This window comes from Duganella radicis (genome assembly GCF_009720825.1).
Lineage (GTDB): Bacteria > Pseudomonadota > Gammaproteobacteria > Burkholderiales > Burkholderiaceae_D > Rugamonas > Rugamonas radicis.
Map to the genome: position 1 here is coordinate 1 of NZ_WNKY01000017.1, position 16,267 is coordinate 16,267.

A 16,267-nucleotide genomic window follows, 5' to 3' on the forward strand; every position below is an offset into this window, starting at 1 on the left:
ATTCGGCGACGCGGACCGGGAGCCGGAGAAAGTGAGTGGCACGGGGCAGCGCCGAGCAGCTGCGGAAGTGGAAACGGACACAGCTTAAATTAACCGGCTGAGTGTCTTGACTGACGGGTCCACTTTAAGCTGCCGAACCAATACTCCACGCACATGCCCGGAACAGGCATGCGCTCCAAGGAGCAGATTGCCGCCGATGCAAAGCGAGAGCTGAATAAGAAGGACTCCGATCCCTTTGTCGATACCTGAGCCTGCGCTCTGCAATGACTTTGCTCCTCTGATTTGTTGAAGCATCACGTGATCCGTATCCCGGTGCTATACAGAAGGCGCAGTATTAGACATTGGTGTCACTGATCCTGCTCAGCAGGCACTGTACTTCGTCGTTGGTAAGCACCACAGGCAGGCGGTGCGAAGACTTGGCTGTGGCGATTTCATCTAGCCAAGGCAGTTCGGCCCGCAGGCGGGTTTGCCCTATGTCATTAGGGTATGCTAAATTGGCATAAAGTATTGATAATATTGGTTCTCCAGTTTGAGATTCGGTGAAACTTCAAGCTTTAGGCGGGAAGAATTGCGACAAATGGGGGCCGATTTTTTGTTAGCCCTTCAAATGAAACGTCCCGCCGACGCTCAAATTATTCTTCGCCTGCTGCCCACTGATGCAGTTGGTAAGACGCGTTCGATCACCTCTGAGTATATGCCGAACTTCGCCATTCTTGATGACTACCTGACGGCGACGAAAATCGAACTGCTTAATACCCCCGAGTTGGCGTCTGGCGGCGAGTGCCATGCGAACGTATGGTTTGTTACCCCTGAGGTATATCCCAACACGCTTTGGCGTGACCGCGAAATAGTGGTTTCTGAAGCCTCCCACGTCGTAGGCAAGGCCATAGTCGTCACCGTTTTCAACCCCGTTCTCTTGCGTGATAATGGCTAACCTTGCAGTCAACTGGACTGCCTCCATGCTGCGCATTCCGGCAGCCAGTTACTTTTCACATTGGAGATCCTAAGTCACATGTATCAACGAATCGTATTCATGGTCACTATCGCCGTTTGCTGTACTTCGGCAAATGCGCAGTACGCAAACGTCGACGGTAAATTCCGTTCCGCCTCGGTGACGCTTGACCTTATTCCGCTGGACTCTGAAAAAGGGGTCATTGCCGCTGCGACGACAGTCGTTCAAGGAGCGTGCTCGGGTTCCATCGCGGGGATTGGAAAAGTGTCTGGGAATGAACTCAAGTTTTCGCCATATGTGAAGGAAGACAATAGCGATACTTGCGAAGTGACCGTGGTCTTCGACAAGAAGCGAAATTCCGCCAAAATCTCCGCCAAAAGCTGTACGGCTCACAGTGGGGCATCCTGCGGTTGGGAAGGCGACACGATGAAGCGTGCCAAATGAAATCGGCGTTTTTTCTCCAACAATTTGTTCCAGCGGACGGCCTAGTGGCCGCCGCTGAACAGCGACGTTAGGACTCCACAATGCGATTTCGTGCGCTCCTTACTTCTACAGCGTTGTTCTTGTTTTCTTCGATTCTCGGAGGCGTCGCAGCTATGGAAACAGCCTTCTCAAAATTGAAGCCTACTTTGCAGATGATGCAAGAGGCTAGGAAGAACCCGAACGGTTGGGTGTACGCTATTGATGGCAATTACGGACCGAATGATGCCGTTCCTCCCGAAGCGATTGCTGGGGCATGGAAGGTCGATGCCGTAGGAAACATCGTTCCCGGCAGTTTTCAACCTAATCCTAAGTACCAAGCCAAACGGAACAAGTAATGGCTATGCCTAACATTTAATCAACCGGACGGCTTCCGTGTTGCGCGGTCCAACCGCCGGTTATCGCACACGTTGGGTCGCATGAAACGCTGGACACGTTGCAGGAAACCGCGCGCGCTGCGACGCAAGCTGCGCTGGCGAACTTCGCTGAATATTCGTCGCCACCAAATGGCAACCTTACGCTCGGAACACATTGGGAAGACGATGCAACAATATTCGAGTTATATGTCGCTGCGGATTGCCCCGAAGATGCTATCGTGCTCACCACCACAAGGTCAACAGCTACACAGGCGAACTCATTTCTGTGCAAATTTACGAACAGTCCTGGGCACGTATTGCCCAACCATCAGTTCCAGCGGACGCCGGGCGGCGCCGCTGAACAATCACGTTAGCCAACATGCAGCACACGCCTTTTCCTTATCAACGTGCACCCGATGCATTCTTCATGGCCTTGCCACAGGAGAGCGCGTTCTTGCAAATTAAGGGTTTTGAGACGCCATGGGGAATGTCCGACGAACAGCTCTGCTACTGGAACGGTGTTTTATTTGGGCAATCGGTGCAAGGTAGCGCAGGCAGGTTCGTCAAATTACTTCCTGTCCTCGACCGCCAGCGCGACTATCCTTGGCCGAGCGCTGAAACATTTAAGGCAACCATCCTTGGTATCCTCGATCAGTTCCCTGATCTCGAAGTATGGTGTGAGCGAGACTGTGATCAGTATCCGATCATGAGTTTAAACTCGCTTGCGGAGCTAGAACGGAACTTGGAGCTTGTCTTTTCCTTTTGTGAGAACGGTCGTGGCGAATGCCCAAGCTTCTCGTATCGCCCGTAAGGGCTAACAATATAATCAACTGGACGCGTTGACGCACGCCAGTTATCGAAACGTTGGGTCAATCTATGATGACACTCAAGACCACTCTTGCATTGCTCTGGGGTGAATCGCCACCACTATTCTAGATACTCCTGAGCCATAATTCTAAGGCAAAGGAGAGAGTCAATGAGCGGCAAGAGATATACCGAAGAATTCAAGATTGCGGCAGTCAAACAGGTGGTTGATCGGGGCCATCCTGCTGCGGAGGTTGCCGAACGGCTTGGAGTCAGCATCCATAGCATTTACGCTTGGACCAAGCGTTACAGCGTTCCCGAGTCGGAACGCAAAGCTAACGATGCCCAAGCTGAGGAAATGCGCAAATTGAAGGCAGAACTCAAGCGCGTCACCGAGGAGCGTGACATCCTGCGAAAGGCCGCGGCGTACTTTGCCAAGACGTCCGGGTAAGGTACGCCTTTATTTGTGAGCACCAGGCGCTGTATTCCATTCAGCGCATGTGCAAGATGCTCAAGATCCATCCAAGCGGCTATTACGCGTGGTGCAGCAATCCCGAAAGCGAACGGGCCAAAGAGAATCGGCGGCTGCTTGGTCACATCAAGCAGTCATGGCTGGAAAGCGGCGCCGTCTATGGCTACCGCAAGGTCTACGACGACTTGCAGGAGCTTGGCGAGGAATGCGGCATCAATCGGGTATATCGTCTGATGCGTGCTGATGGCATTCGGTCTCAAACAGGTTATGCGAAGCGCAAGTACAAGAACGGTGGGCGACCTTCGGTAGTAGCGCCAAACCATCTGCAGCGCGAGTTCGACGTGACCGAGCCGAATAAAGTCTGGGTCACGGACATTACGTATCTGCGCACTTATGAGGGATGGCTTTATCTGGCTGTGGTGCTGGACTTGTTCTCACGCCAGGTAATCGGCTGGTCCATGAGTTCTCGGATCGACAAAGAGCTAGCAATGAACGCCTTGATAATGGCAGTGTGGCGGCGCAAACCGGCTAAGGAGGTGATGGTGCATTCAGATCAAGGCAGTCAATTCAGCAGCTATGACTGGCGCGACTTCCTTGAGGAGCACAACCTGGTACAGAGCATGAGTAGACGAGGCAACTGCCACGACAACGCTGTGGCGGAGAGCTTCTTCCAACTATTGAAGCGGGAGCGGGTACGGCGCAGGACCTACGCAACACGCGAGGAGGCAAGGGAGGATGTCTTCGACTATATCGAGATGTTTTACAATCCGAAGCGGCGACATGGTTCCAATGAACGCTTGTCGCCGATAGAGTTCGAAAAGTGGCATTTTTTACGGCTGCAGGGTATCTAGAAGAATGGTGGCGATTCAGCTTGCCTCGCTTTGGTTACGTCGTCTTGCGGTAGTTATCGACCATCTTGTAGCGCAGGGCATACAACGCGAATAGGGCTGCCACCACGGCGGCGAAGATGGCGAAGAAGAACATCTGGAAGGCGATTGCACTCAGGCCGCTGCTTGCGATCCAGTCGCTGACCATGTCGTTTTTCACGCCGGCGTTCACGATCAGCACCCACAGGTTGCCCACGGTGACGGCCAGGTACCAGAAGCTCAGGATGATCCCCTTCATCGAGGCCGGCGCCTGGCTGTAGGCGAATTCCAGGCCGGTGGCGGAGACCAGCACTTCGCCCAGCGTCAGCAGGGCATACGGCAGCAACTGCCACAGGATGGAGACGTGGTCGCCGCCGTCCATCCACAGCTGGATCATGCCGATCACCACCCAGGCCGACGCCGAGAACGCAATGCCCAGGCCCATGCGGCGCAACGGCGTCGGCGTGATGCCGACCATGCGCATCAGCGGGAACAGGGCGAAGTTGTTGAAGGGGATCAGCAGCATCACGAGGATGGGATTCACCGCCTGCATCTGCGCCGGCAGCAGTTTGAATTCCCAGCCGAGGATGGACAGCAGCGGGCTGTCCATCGAGTTGGCCTGCACGATCCAGGTCGAGGCCTTCTGGTCGAACAGGGACCAGAACGGCGTGATCATGGCGAATACGATCAGGATGCGCAGCACGGCGCGCACGCCTTCCACCGCTTCATCGGTATGCTTGCCGCGCGCGCGTTCCAGTTGCATCGAGATGCCGATGCCGCCAAACGCCAGCAGCAGCACCAGCGCCGTGCAGGCGGCGATCACGAAGCCCCACGATGGCGTCATGCACAGCGAGACCACGGCGGCCAGCGCGCCGGCCCCGGCCACCAGCAAGCCCGGGCGCGATTGGCCATCCACGCGCGCCAGCAGGGCGGTGCGCGCCACGCTGCTGAAGGAATCGGGATTGGGCGCGGCCGGCGGCACGTGCACGTATTTTTTGCGGCCGGCCCAGAACACTAGCGTGGCGATCGCCATCAGGATGCCGGGGATGCCAAACGCCACGGCCGGGCCGTAGTCGCGCAGGAACACCGGCATCAGCAGCGAGGCGAAGAAGGAGCCGAAGTTGATGATCCAGTAGAAGGCGTCAAACACCACCTTGGCGCGGTTTTTGTTGGTCTGGTCGAACTGGTCGCCCACAAACGCCACCACCAGCGGCTTGATGCCGCCCGAGCCGAACGCGATCAGCGCCAGCCCGAGGTAGAAGCCTTCGAGGTTGTGCTCGAAGATGGCCAGGCAGGCATGGCCGGCCACGTAGATCAGGCTGAACCAGAACACCGTCTTGTACTTGCCCCAGAAACGGTCGGCGATCCAGCCGCCCAGCAGCGGGAAGAAGTAGACGCCGATCACGAAGGTGTGGAACACGTGCTTGGCTTCGGCCGTGCGGTCGGCCACCGGAATGAACAGCAGCAGGGTACTCAGCAGGAAGGGCGTGAGGATGTTGCGCATGCCGTAAAAGCTGAAACGCTCGCAGCCTTCGTTGGCGATGATGTAGGGAATTTGCCGGGGCATCGCCCCGTTGCCGTTGTTATTGCTCACTCGTCCACTCCTGTAGTGTGTAGTTTGACTACTATTTTTTATCTCAAGTATTTTGGTTTAAATGCTCAAGTATTTGTTTTTTAACGATTATTTGTGATATTCGTTAAGCTTTGTACTGATTGAAAAATCTGATTTCGTGATGTATATTCTCTACAAAAATAAACCAGTCAACCCGCCAACCCCGGATTCTCTTATGACTAAGCAACTTACTCAAGTCTCCCCGCATTCTCCAGACTGGTATCGCGACGCGATCATCTACCAGGTTTACCCGCGCAGTTACATGGACAGCAACGGCGACGGTGTGGGCGATCTTCCGGGGATTACGGCAAAGCTGGACTATATCGCATCGCTGGGCGTGGACATCGTCTGGATTTCTCCGTTCTTCAAATCGCCGATGAAGGACTTCGGCTACGACATTTCCGACTATTGCGACGTCGATCCGCTGTTCGGCACCTTGGCTGACTTCGACACGCTGATCGCCAAGGCGCACAGCCTCGGCATCAAGATCATGATCGATCAGGTGATGGCGCATACGGCCGAAGATCACGCCTGGTTCAAGGAGAGCCGCTCCAGCCGCGACAATCCGAAAGCCGACTGGTACGTCTGGTCCGATCCGGCGCCGGACGGCAATCCGCCGAACAACTGGATGTCGGTGTTTGGCGGCTCGGCGTGGCAGTGGGACACGCGCCGCCGCCAGTACTACATGCACAATTTCCTGGTCAGCCAGCCGCAGCTCAACTTCCACCATCCGGAAGTACAGCAGGCCCACCTTGACGCCCTGCGTTTCTGGCTGGAGCGCGGCGTGGACGGCATCCGTCTGGACGCCTGCAACTTCCACTTCCACGACAAGGAACTGCGCAGCAATCCGCCGGCCACCGTGCGCGACACCGCCACCGTGTCGGACGTGAACCCATACGGCATGCAGGCCCACATCTACGATAAGACCCGTCCCGAGAACCTGCCGTTCCTGCAAAAGCTGCGCGCGCTGCTGGATGAATACAAGGCCGTGTCGATCGGCGAAGTGGGCGCGGACGACTCGCTGGCCGTGATGGCCGAGTACACCGCCGGCGGCGACAAGCTGCAAATGGCCTACAGCTTCAACCTGCTGGTGCCGCAGTGCTCCTCGCACTACATCCGCAAGCAGGTGGAGGCGTTCGAGGCGCGCGTGAAGGGCGGCTGGGCCTCGTGGTCGGTCGGCAATCACGACGTGCAGCGTGTGGCGACCCGCTGGGGCGGCCCATCCGCGCCGCAGGCGTTCGCCAAGCTGGTGCTGGCGATGCAGTTGTCGCTGAAGGGCACGCCTTGCCTGTATCAGGGCGACGAGCTGGCGTTCGCCGAGGCCGACGTGCCGTTCGAGCTGCTGCAAGACCCGTACGGCATCACCTTCTGGCCGGAGTTCAAGGGCCGCGATGGCTGCCGCACGCCGATCGCCTGGTCGAACCAGGACCATGGCGGCTTCACCACCGGCAAGCCGTGGTTGCCGGTATCGCCGGACCATCTGGCCAAGGCGGCTTCGGTGCAGGAGCAGGACAAGGAATCGTCGCTGGCCTTTACCCGCGCCTTCATCGCCTGGCGCCGCCAGCATCCGCAGCTGCTGCGCGGCGATATTGCCTTCTTCGATACGCAGGATCAGGTGCTGGCCCTGCGCCGCGATCTGGCGGGCGAGCGCGGCATCCTCGCCGTGTTCAATCTGAGCGGCGAAGCCCAGACGGTGGACCTGCCGCAGAGCGCCGGCGCCGAGCAACTGCAAGGTTATGGCCTGCCGGGTAGTGCCGAAGGCGGCAAAATCACGCTGCCGGCTTATGGCGCGTGGTTCGGCTACGTGAGCTGAGCGGCGGGAAATGCCTTCTTAACACCACGTATTTCAGGTATGCTTCCGCCAACTGTTTTGACTGAACCGACGATGAAACAAGCTGAAGTGGATCAAAAACTGAATCGCACCGCCTTTGCCGACGGCCCGCGCCTGCTGGCCGACATCGGCGCCACCCACGCGCGCTTTGCCCTGCAAACCGCGCCCGGCGAGTTCCGCGCCGTGCGGGTGCTCAAGTGCGACGACTATCCTGACATCGTGGCCATGCTGCGGTCCTACCTGTCCGACCACAGCGGCGTGAACCTGAACCATGCCGCGCTGGCGGTGGCCAACCCGGTCAGCGGCGACTACATCCGCATGACCAACCGCGACTGGGAATTCTCCACCGACGAGGTGCGCCGCGCGCTGGGCCTGCACACGCTGCTGGTGGTGAATGACTTCACCGCGCTGGCGATGTCGCTGCCGGGCCTCAAGCCGGCCGACCTGATGCAAGTGGGCGGCGGCAAGCCGGCCTCCAATTCCGTGATCGGCGTGCTGGGACCGGGCACCGGCCTCGGTGTGTCGGGCGTGATCCCGACCGTGGACGGCTTCGTCACCCTGGGTTCCGAGGGCGGCCACACCAACTTCGCCCCGGCCGACGAGCGCGAATACGCCATCCTGCAATACGCATGGCAAACCTGGTCGCACGTCTCGACCGAGCGTCTGATTTCCGGCCCCGGCATGGAAATCATCTACCGTGCCATCGCCAAGCGCAACGGCCGTCAGGTGCGCGACCTGACCTCGCAAGAGATCATCGCCGGCGCGCTGACCGACAAAGACCCGCTGTGCCTGGAAGTGCTGGAATGCTTCTGCGCCATGCTGGGCGGCGCCACCGCCAACCTGGCCGTGACGCTGGGCGCCTTCGGCGGCATGTTCATTGGCGGCGGCATCGTGCCGCGTCTCGGCGATTGGTTCACCACCTCGCCGTTCCGCGCGCGTTTTGAAGCCAAGGGCCGTTTCACCAGCTACCTGGCCGAGATTCCAACCTACGTCATCACCACGCCGAATCCGGCCTTCTACGGCGTGGCGACGATTCTGTCCGAACACCTGCGCGGTCGCAGCGGCGCCAATACGCTGATGGAACGCGTGCAGCACCTGCAACACGAGCTGACCCCGGCCGAGCAGCGCGTGGCGCAACTGGTGCTGGAGCAGCCGCGCCTGGTGCTGAACGAGCCGATCGCCGACATCGCGCGTCTGGCCGAAGTCAGCCAGCCGACCGTGATCCGCTTCTGCCGTTCGCTGGGCTTCCTTGGCCTGGCCGACTTCAAGCTGAAGTTCGCTTCCAGCCTGACCGGCGCGATTCCGGTGCGTCACAGCCAGGTTCGCGTCAGCGACAGCACGCACGATCTGAGCGCCAAGGTAATCGATAATACTGTTTCCGCGATTCTGAAATTCCGCGATCAGCTGGACGTGCGCTCGCTGGACAAGGCCATCGCGCTGGTGGCCAAGGCCAAGCGCGTGGAGTTCTACGCCATGGGCAATTCGCGCGTGGTGGCGCTGGACGGCCAGCACAAATTCTTCCGCTTCCGCATCCCCACCTCGGCCTATGGCGATTCGCACCTGCTGACGCTGGCGGCCGAGCTGCTGAAACCCGGCGATGTGGTGATTGCCATCTCCAACTCGGGCAAGCTGCCGGACCTGCTGTCGGCGGTGGACGCGGCGCGCGCGGCCGGCGCGGACGTGATCGCCATCACCTCCAGCAACTCGCCGCTGGCGAAGAAGGCCAGCGTGTGCCTGACGGTGGATCACACCGAGGACAGCACCACCTTCCTGTCGATGATCTCGCGCATCTTGCAGCTGCTGCTGATCGACATCCTGTCGGTGGGCATTTCGCTGGACGCGCAGAACTCGCGTCTGGTGGTTGAGCACAAAACTGGCGACGCGGCCGACAACCGCCGTCTGCTGATCTCGCACCTGGACGGTTGATCGCCTGATACAAAACGATACTTGAACTCCTGTCGTAATGGTTTAAGATATATCTTAATAAGTTATATCTTAAGGAGTTCATCATGCGCGGACCTAAAATGTTCGATGCTGGCGCCATGCGCTACGTTGTGTTGCAACTGATCGCGGAAAAACCGCGTCACGGTTACGACATCATCAAGGAACTGGAGCAGCGCTCGGGCGGCGGTTATTCGCCCAGCCCGGGCGCCATCTATCCGCTGTTGTCGATGCTGCTGGACATGGGCCACGTGGTGGCCTCGGCCGACGGCAACAAGAAGCTGCACACCATCACCCCCGAAGGCGAGGCTTTTCTGGCCGACAACCGCCAGTTCGTCGACGCCATCCTGGCCCGCCTGGCCGACCCCGACGAGCACCGCGAAGGCCTGCGTGCCGCCATGCACGAGCTGAAACAGGCGGCCATCGAGCAGGCCCGCGCCACCAATCACAATCCTGAACGTATCGAGCAAATCCGCGCCATCCTGCGCCAGGCCGTGGTCGATATCAACGCATTATGAGCGCCGCACTGACCCCGACGCGCGAACGCGTCGTTCTATGGCTGCTGGCGCTGACGCAGTTCACCGTCATCATGGACTTCATGGTGATGATGCCGCTGGCGCCGCAGCTGATGCAGGCCTTCCACATCGAACCGGCCGCCGTTTCGGGCGCGGTATCGGCCTACGCCTGGTGCGCCGGCCTTTCCGGCCTGGCCGCCGCCATGTACATCGACCGCTTCGACCGCCGCAAGCTGCTGCTGACGGTGTTCGCGCTATTCACGTTGTCCAACCTGGCGTGCGCCGCCGCGCCCAACTTCCATGTGCTGGTGCTGTCGCGCGCGTTTGCCGGGCTGACCGGCGGCATTCTGGGCACCATCGTCATGGCCATCATCGGCGACCTGATCCCGGTTGAGCGGCGCGGCGCCGCCACCGGCGTGGTGATGACCTCGTTCAGCATGGCCTCGGTGGCCGGCGTGCCGACCGGCGTGATGCTGGCCGCGCATTATGGCTGGGCCTCGCCGTTCTACATTCTGGTGGTGTGTTCGCTGCCGATCCTGCTGTTGGCCGCGCGCGTGCTGCCGGCGCTGGACAGCCACCTGCCCAACCGCGTGCCGTTGTCGGCCATGCTGCCCAACCTGATCGCGCTGTACAAGGAACCCATGCACCTCAAGGCCTTCCTGCTGTCGGTGGTGAACATGATGACGGGCATGATGGTGATTCCCTTCATCTCGCCCGTGTTGGTCAGCAATGTCGGCTTGCAGCCGGCGCAGATCACCTACGTCTACCTGGCCGGCGGCCTGGCGACTTTCTTCACCGCCCGCATGATCGGCAAATGGTCGGACCAGCATGGCGCGCAGAAGGTGTACCGCATCGTCTCGCTGCTGTTCATCCTGCCGGTGCTGTTCATCACCCACATCCCGGTGATGCCGCTGGTGGGCGTGATGCTGTTCTTCCCGTTCTTTATGGTGCTGGCCTCGGGCCGCAATATCCCCATGCAGGCGCTGATGACCACGGTGCCGGACCCGAGCCGGCGCGGGGCTTTCCTCAGCGCCAACGCCGCCATTCAGCAGGTCGGCACCGGGCTCGGCGCCTTGCTGGGCGGGCTGACGCTGCATACGGAAGTGTCGGGCCACATCAGCGGCTACGGCCTGAACGGCTGGATCGCGGCCGGCATGGCCGTGCTGACGGTGCTGTGGGTGGGGCAGGTGCGCGGCGCCGCGTTCAAGGCGGCGCCAGCGGGGCAAGCCAAGGCCGCCTAGTTGTCGATGGCGGTGCGCTTGGACGGATGCTTCTCGCGCCGCCAGCGCGCCAGGCTGATGACCTCGTCGCTGCTGGCGTCTTCCACCAGAATCTCGTCGTCGCTGGACGACACCAGGAAGCTTTCCCAGCGCAGCGCCGACTCGGCGCTGTTTTCCACGTAGCTGAACTGCCAGTAGCTCTTGCCGTTCAGCTTGCGCGGCATCGGATCGTATTCCAGCAGGCCGCCATGCGCCTTGCCGCCCGAATTCTTCTCGATCAGCGCCGACCATGCTTGCAGTTCCGGCAACGCCATCAGGGCGGCGGCGCCTTGTTCCTTGGTGCGGATGGCCTTGGGTTCGCCCGGCGGCGCCGGGTCCTTGATCTCCGCCGCGCGGTGCGGCGCGGCGGCCGGCGCGGGCTTGACGGCCGAGGCCGCGCTGCTGGCGCTGGCCGACGCCGCCACAGGAACCTTGACCGTCACCTGCGATTCGGCCGATGGGGCAGCGGCAAACCAGGCGGCCAAGCCCAGCGCAATCACCGTCGTCGCGACGCCGGCGGCGATCAGTTTGCGGGAGGACTGCTTGCTTAATTCCATGGGAAGGAGAGCTGAGACATTTTATTGTCGGCCATACTAAACTAAAGGCATCTCAGGGGCAACTTTTTGGCGGGTTTCCGCGCGCCGCCTATATTATTTTGGTATTACTCTGGCGAGATAATTCATTGGCTGTTGAGGTGGCTTTTTCGTAACATCGACGCAGCATGAGTAAAGGAACCGCTGAGTGAACAAGCATATTTTGGGGATAGACTGGGGCACGAGCAACCGCCGTGCTTATCTGATAGATCAAGACGGCGCCTGCCTGGCTGAGCACGAAGACGGCCAGGGCATGCTGGCCGTGGGCGGCCGTGAGCATTTCGGCGCCTCGCTGGCCGGCGTGCTGGCGGCCATGAAGTTGCCGGACGACGTGCCGGTCATCATGTCCGGCATGGTCGGCAGCGCCTCGGGCTGGCAGGAAGTCAGCTACCTGGATGCCTCGGTGCCGCTGGAGCAACTGCCGCGGCACCTGGCCGCCGTCACCGATCCCGCCTGGGCCGGCCGCGCGCACATTGTTCCCGGCTACGTCTACCGCAACGGCGCCGCCGCCGACGTCATGCGCGGCGAGGAGACCCAACTGCTGGGCGCGGTGGCGCAAGGTCATCGCGACGGCTGGCTGGTGCTGCCGGGTACCCACAGCAAGTGGGTGCTGCTGCGCGACGGCGTGATCCAGTCGTTTGCCACCTATATGACCGGCGAGCTGTTCGCCATGCTGTCCAAGGGCGGCACGCTGTCCGTCATGATGGACGGCGATACTGCCAACGCCGAGGGCTTTGTCACCGGCCTCAACCAGGCGGCCAGACATGAGCCGCTGTCGAATTCCCTGTTCCGCGTGCGCGCGGGCGTGGTGTCGCGTTCGGCCCCGGCCGAGCAGGCGGCGGCCACCATCAGCGGCCTGCTGATCGGCGCCGAGTTTGCCGCCGCCGCGCGCGCGGCCGAAGGGCAGGGCATTGCCGTGATCGGTTCGCCGGCGCTGGCGGCGCGCTATGCCGTGGCCGCCGAACATTTCGGCTTGAGCTGCACCGTGCTCGACCCACATCAGGTGTATTGCACCGCCGTTTCCCAATTCCTCAAGGCTTAATCATGACTACTCCATCCCATCCAAGCACGCCGCTGGTTGCCATCCTGCGCGGCCTGAATCCCGCCGAGGCGGTCGATGTCGCCAAGGTGCTGCACGCGGCCGGCTTCCGCGCGCTGGAAGTGCCGCTCAACCGTCCGGGCGCGATCGAGGCGATCGCCTCCATCGTCAAGCTGGACTTGCCGGACACGCTGGTTGGCGGCGGCACCATGCTCAACGTCGAGCACGTGGAGGCCGTGCATGCGGCCGGCGGCCGTCTGCTGGTCTCGCCGAACTGCGTGCCGGCCGTGATCCGCCGTGCCGCCGATCTGGGCATGTATTGCGCGCCGGGCGTGGCCACGCCGACCGAGGCGTTCGCCGCGCTGGACGCCGGCGCCCACGCGCTGAAAATTTTCCCGGCCGAGTCGGTCGGCCATGGCGGCATCAAGGCGCTCAAGAGCGTGCTGCCGGCCGGCACGCCGGTGTGGCCGGTGGGCGGCGTGTCGCCGGAGACCATGGCGGCGTGGGTGAAAGCCGGCGCCACCGGTTTCGGCATCGGCGGCAATCTGTACACGCCGGGCGTGACGCTGGAGCAGTTGAAAGAACGGGCGGAAGCCTTTGTCTCCACCTGGCGCACTTTGGCCGCATAAAGGAATCGAATCGATGAGCAAGCATGACGTGCAATGCCTGTGGGAAGTGAACGCCCAGCTGGGCGAAGGCCCGCTGTGGGTGGCGGAACAGAACCGCCTGTACTTTGTCGACCTGAAGAACCAGACCCTGCACTCGCAGGATGTGGTCAGCGGCCAGCGCCGCAGCTGGACCATGCCGGACTACATCTGCTGGCTGATCGCGCGCCGCGACGGCGACGGTTTCATGGCCGGCCTGCGCGACGGCATCGCCCGCGTGTGGCTGGAGCCGGAGCTGCGCATCGAGTACCTGCACCGTCCGTTCGCCGAGGGCAGCGGCCTGCGCATGAATGACGCCAAGGTCGACAGCGCCGGCCGCATCTGGGCCGGTTCCATGCACAACACCGATTACGCGCAAGCCATCGGCACCCTGTTCCGGCTCGACACCGACCTGACGCTGCACGCGGCCGACACCGGCTACCACATCTGCAACGGCCCGACCTTCAGCCTGGACGGCGCCACCATGTACCACACCGACAGCTACGAAGGCCGCACCTATGCCTATCCGCTGTCCGCCAACGGCACGCTGGGCGCGCCGCGCATCTGGCGCCAGTTCGGCGAAGGCGAAGGTTCGCCGGACGGCATGACGGTCGACAGCGAAGGTTGCGTGTGGATCGCGCAATGGGGCGGCAGCCGCGTGTGCCGCTACTCGCCGGAAGGCGAGTTGCTGGACACCATCCCGGTCCCGGTGCGCAATCCCGCCTCCTGCGCCTTTGGCGGCGCCGATCTGAAGACCCTCTACATCACCACCGCGCGCGAAGACAACACGCCCGAGCAGCTGGCGGCCCATCCGCTGACCGGCGCCGTGTTTGCCGTGCGCGTGGACGTGGCCGGCGTGCCTGCCGGCCGCTTCGGCTGACCAGACATCTCTGCTGTACCCCGCTGTAGCAATATGCCGCGCGTAGCGGCAGGGATGTGTTCATCCCATCAATAACTAAAAACACTGGAGACTATATGAAGTTGAAAGCATTGCTGTTCGCGGCATGCGGGCTGGCGTTCGCCCTGTCCGCGCGTAGCGCCACCTTTGCCAATGGCGCCGATGTCAGCTGGGTAAGCCAGCAGGAATCGAGCGGCTATTCGTTCTACAACAGCAGCGCGGTGAAGACCGATCCGTTTGTGCTGCTGAAGAACTTGCAGGTGAATGCGATCCGCCTGCGCGTGTGGGTCAATCCCAGCGGCGGCTGGAACGATGGCGCCGACGTGCTGTACAAGGCCAAGCGGGCTGCGGCGCAGGGCCAGCGCATCCTGATCGATTTCCACTACAGCGACAGCTGGGCCGATCCCGGCCAGCAGACCAAGCCTGCGGCCTGGGCCAACCACACGCTGACGCAGCTGAACAGCGATGTGTATTCGCATACCTACGGCATCCTGAATTACCTGAAGACGAACGGCATCACGGTCGAGTGGGTACAGGTCGGCAACGAGATCAATAGCGGCATGTTGTGGCCGGAAGGGAAGACCACCAGCTTCAGCAACCTGGCTGGCCTGATCAACAACGGCTACAACGCGGCCAAGGCCGTGTATCCGAACGCCAAGGTCATCCTGCATCTGGCGAACGGCTACGACAACGCGGTGTTCCGCTGGTTCTTCGACGGTGTGAAAGGGGCGGGCGCGAAGTGGGATGTGATCGGCATGTCGCACTATCCGCCGGCGTCGGACTGGGCCAACTACAACAACAAAATCTCCACCAATATGTGGGACATGGTGTCGCGCTACGCCAAGCCGGTGATGGTGACCGAGGTGGGCATGGACTGGACCCAGGCGGCCACCTCCAAAGCCATGCTGGCCGATCTGCTGACCAAGACCAAGGCGCTGGGGTCGAACGGCCTGGGCGTGTTCTACTGGGAGCCGCAAGCCTATCCGGGCTGGCAAGGCTACACCATGGGCGCGCTGGACGCGAGCGGCAAGTTCACGGTGGCGCTGGACCCGTTCTAAGCAGCTTGCGGGATTCGGCGGATCGGGAGAAAATGCCGGCATGCTGAATTCCGCCCTCAAATACCTGCATCTTTCTCCTTCCAGCGACCTGCCGGCGCTGGAAGGCTTGCGTCAGTTCAAAGCCGTGGTGGTGGTCGACGCCGATGTGCACGAGACCATGATGTGGGACGTCAGCCGCTGGCTGATTGCATCCGGCTGCCTGTATGCGCTGGCGTGGGGCAAGGATTGCGACCAGTGGCGCGAGGCGATCGACGATGCGGCGCAGGAAGCCGTCAACTACGAAGAGGTGCCGGAAGCGCAGCGCGTGTTCGTCACCGCGCACGAGGACGAGGAACTGGAGGAGGTGTTCTGGTTCGCCCGGCACCGCGCCATCCACCCCGCGCACGAGCTCAACACCACCCTCATCCTCCACATCGCCGACGCTCCGCGCCGCGAAGAACTCGAAGCCGCTTACCACGACGCTTGATTGCTTAGCCGTTCTGCGGCGTGGCGACGCTCAGGGCCCAGGCGGTGCCGAAGCGGTCGGTCAGCATGCCGAACAGCGGCGTCCATTGCGCCGGCGCCAGCGGGACGGTGATGGTGGCGCCGTTGGCGATCTTGTCCCAGTAGGCGCTGACTTGTTCCGGCGTTTCGGTTTCCAGCGCGACCAGGAAGGCGTTCTGGCCTGGGTGATACGGGGTTGCCGAAGGGACGTCACAGGCCATGACGCGGAAGCCGTTGTCGGCCGCCACCTGGCCCCAGATCAGCTGATCCGCTTCCGCTTCATCGGTGACCTGGCCGAAGTCCTTGTAGGTCATCGCCATCACTTCGCCGCCAAACACGGACTGGTAGAAATTGAGCGCCTCGCGCGCCTGGCCGCGGAAGTTGAGGTGGGCGACAGCGCTGACAGTGTTCGGTTTCATTGAAAGTCTCCTGAAAGAAAAGTGAAACCCATTCTATTCAGCAGC

At 61.3% G+C, this 16,267-nt stretch carries 17 protein-coding genes; 14 read left to right on the forward strand and 3 right to left on the reverse strand.

The window, feature by feature from the left end; all coding sequences use genetic code 11:
* Nucleotides 1–607: 607 nt before the first annotated feature.
* The 5 genes from GM676_RS16305 to GM676_RS16325 all read left to right on the forward strand — a co-directional run bounded on the left by GM676_RS16305 (nucleotide 608) and on the right by GM676_RS16325 (nucleotide 3,915).
* Nucleotides 608–934 carry a hypothetical protein gene (locus GM676_RS16305; protein ID WP_170304309.1) on the forward strand — a complete coding sequence of 109 codons (327 nt, stop codon included), beginning with the start codon at nucleotides 608–610 and terminating at the stop codon, nucleotides 932–934.
* A 78-nt stretch (nucleotides 935–1,012) separates the two neighbouring features.
* On the forward strand, nucleotides 1,013–1,396 hold the full coding sequence (locus GM676_RS16310; RefSeq protein ID WP_155464770.1) for a hypothetical protein: 384 nt from the start codon (nucleotides 1,013–1,015) through the stop codon (nucleotides 1,394–1,396).
* 152 nt (nucleotides 1,397–1,548) lie between these two features.
* Nucleotides 1,549–1,770: a hypothetical protein gene (locus tag GM676_RS16315; RefSeq protein WP_155464771.1), complete on the forward strand. Its 222-nt coding sequence runs from the start codon at nucleotides 1,549–1,551 to the stop codon at nucleotides 1,768–1,770.
* A gap of 397 nt (nucleotides 1,771–2,167) precedes the next feature.
* Entirely contained in the window at nucleotides 2,168–2,599 is a 432-nt protein-coding gene (locus GM676_RS16320; RefSeq protein ID WP_155464772.1) for a hypothetical protein, read from the forward strand.
* A 165-nt stretch (nucleotides 2,600–2,764) separates the two neighbouring features.
* A protein-coding gene (locus tag GM676_RS16325; protein ID WP_155464773.1) for an IS3 family transposase occupies nucleotides 2,765–3,915 on the forward strand; the annotation gives its coding sequence in 2 pieces (ribosomal slippage) (nucleotides 2,765–3,008 and nucleotides 3,008–3,915; 1,152 coding nt in all).
* A 34-nt stretch (nucleotides 3,916–3,949) separates the two neighbouring features.
* Here GM676_RS16325 and GM676_RS16330 read toward each other — a convergent pair.
* The gene (locus tag GM676_RS16330) at nucleotides 3,950–5,497 is read right to left on the reverse strand and encodes a POT-type proton-dependent oligopeptide transporter (protein WP_155464891.1); all 1,548 of its coding nucleotides are present in this window, start codon (nucleotides 5,495–5,497) and stop codon (nucleotides 3,950–3,952) included.
* A gap of 220 nt (nucleotides 5,498–5,717) precedes the next feature.
* On the opposite strand from GM676_RS16330, the gene GM676_RS16335 reads away from it, so the two are divergent.
* From GM676_RS16335 to GM676_RS16350, 4 genes are all read left to right on the forward strand, one after another.
* Entirely contained in the window at nucleotides 5,718–7,355 is a 1,638-nt protein-coding gene (locus GM676_RS16335; RefSeq protein WP_155464774.1) for an alpha-glucosidase family protein, read from the forward strand.
* A gap of 72 nt (nucleotides 7,356–7,427) precedes the next feature.
* A complete protein-coding gene (locus GM676_RS16340) occupies nucleotides 7,428–9,299 on the forward strand; it encodes a glucokinase (protein WP_155464775.1) in 1,872 nt (623 codons plus the stop codon).
* Between the two features lie 83 nt (nucleotides 9,300–9,382).
* Nucleotides 9,383–9,832 (forward strand): PadR family transcriptional regulator, encoded by a 450-nt coding sequence (locus tag GM676_RS16345; RefSeq protein WP_229262727.1) that lies wholly within the window; start codon nucleotides 9,383–9,385, stop codon nucleotides 9,830–9,832.
* Nucleotides 9,829–11,070: an MFS transporter gene (locus GM676_RS16350; RefSeq protein ID WP_155464776.1), complete on the forward strand. Its 1,242-nt coding sequence runs from the start codon at nucleotides 9,829–9,831 to the stop codon at nucleotides 11,068–11,070. Before GM676_RS16345 ends, GM676_RS16350 begins: the two co-directional genes overlap by 4 nt.
* Here GM676_RS16350 and GM676_RS32250 read toward each other — a convergent pair.
* Nucleotides 11,067–11,645 (reverse strand): hypothetical protein, encoded by a 579-nt coding sequence (locus GM676_RS32250; protein WP_229262728.1) that lies wholly within the window; start codon nucleotides 11,643–11,645, stop codon nucleotides 11,067–11,069. The two genes, GM676_RS16350 and GM676_RS32250, sit on opposite strands and share 4 nt — an antisense overlap.
* A 184-nt stretch (nucleotides 11,646–11,829) precedes the next feature.
* Here GM676_RS32250 and GM676_RS16360 point away from each other — a divergent pair, with 184 nt between their 5' ends.
* The 5 genes from GM676_RS16360 to GM676_RS16380 all read left to right on the forward strand — a co-directional run bounded on the left by GM676_RS16360 (nucleotide 11,830) and on the right by GM676_RS16380 (nucleotide 15,786).
* The gene (locus GM676_RS16360) at nucleotides 11,830–12,723 is read left to right on the forward strand and encodes a 2-dehydro-3-deoxygalactonokinase (RefSeq protein ID WP_371866267.1); all 894 of its coding nucleotides are present in this window, start codon (nucleotides 11,830–11,832) and stop codon (nucleotides 12,721–12,723) included.
* 2 nt (nucleotides 12,724–12,725) lie between these two features.
* On the forward strand, nucleotides 12,726–13,349 hold the full coding sequence (locus tag GM676_RS16365) for a 2-dehydro-3-deoxy-6-phosphogalactonate aldolase (protein ID WP_155464777.1): 624 nt from the start codon (nucleotides 12,726–12,728) through the stop codon (nucleotides 13,347–13,349).
* 13 nt (nucleotides 13,350–13,362) lie between these two features.
* Nucleotides 13,363–14,244 carry an SMP-30/gluconolactonase/LRE family protein gene (locus GM676_RS16370; protein WP_155464778.1) on the forward strand — a complete coding sequence of 294 codons (882 nt, stop codon included), beginning with the start codon at nucleotides 13,363–13,365 and terminating at the stop codon, nucleotides 14,242–14,244.
* Between the two features lie 95 nt (nucleotides 14,245–14,339).
* Nucleotides 14,340–15,320, forward strand: a complete 981-nt coding sequence (locus GM676_RS16375) for a glycoside hydrolase family 53 protein (RefSeq protein WP_155464779.1) — start codon at nucleotides 14,340–14,342, stop codon at nucleotides 15,318–15,320.
* A 40-nt stretch (nucleotides 15,321–15,360) separates the two neighbouring features.
* The gene (locus tag GM676_RS16380; protein ID WP_155464780.1) at nucleotides 15,361–15,786 is read left to right on the forward strand and encodes a DUF7684 family protein; all 426 of its coding nucleotides are present in this window, start codon (nucleotides 15,361–15,363) and stop codon (nucleotides 15,784–15,786) included.
* A 4-nt stretch (nucleotides 15,787–15,790) separates the two neighbouring features.
* Here the strand turns inward: GM676_RS16380 and GM676_RS16385 are convergent, their stop codons facing one another.
* Nucleotides 15,791–16,222: a VOC family protein gene (locus tag GM676_RS16385; protein ID WP_155464781.1), complete on the reverse strand. Its 432-nt coding sequence runs from the start codon at nucleotides 16,220–16,222 to the stop codon at nucleotides 15,791–15,793.
* Nucleotides 16,223–16,267: the final 45 nt, after the last annotated feature.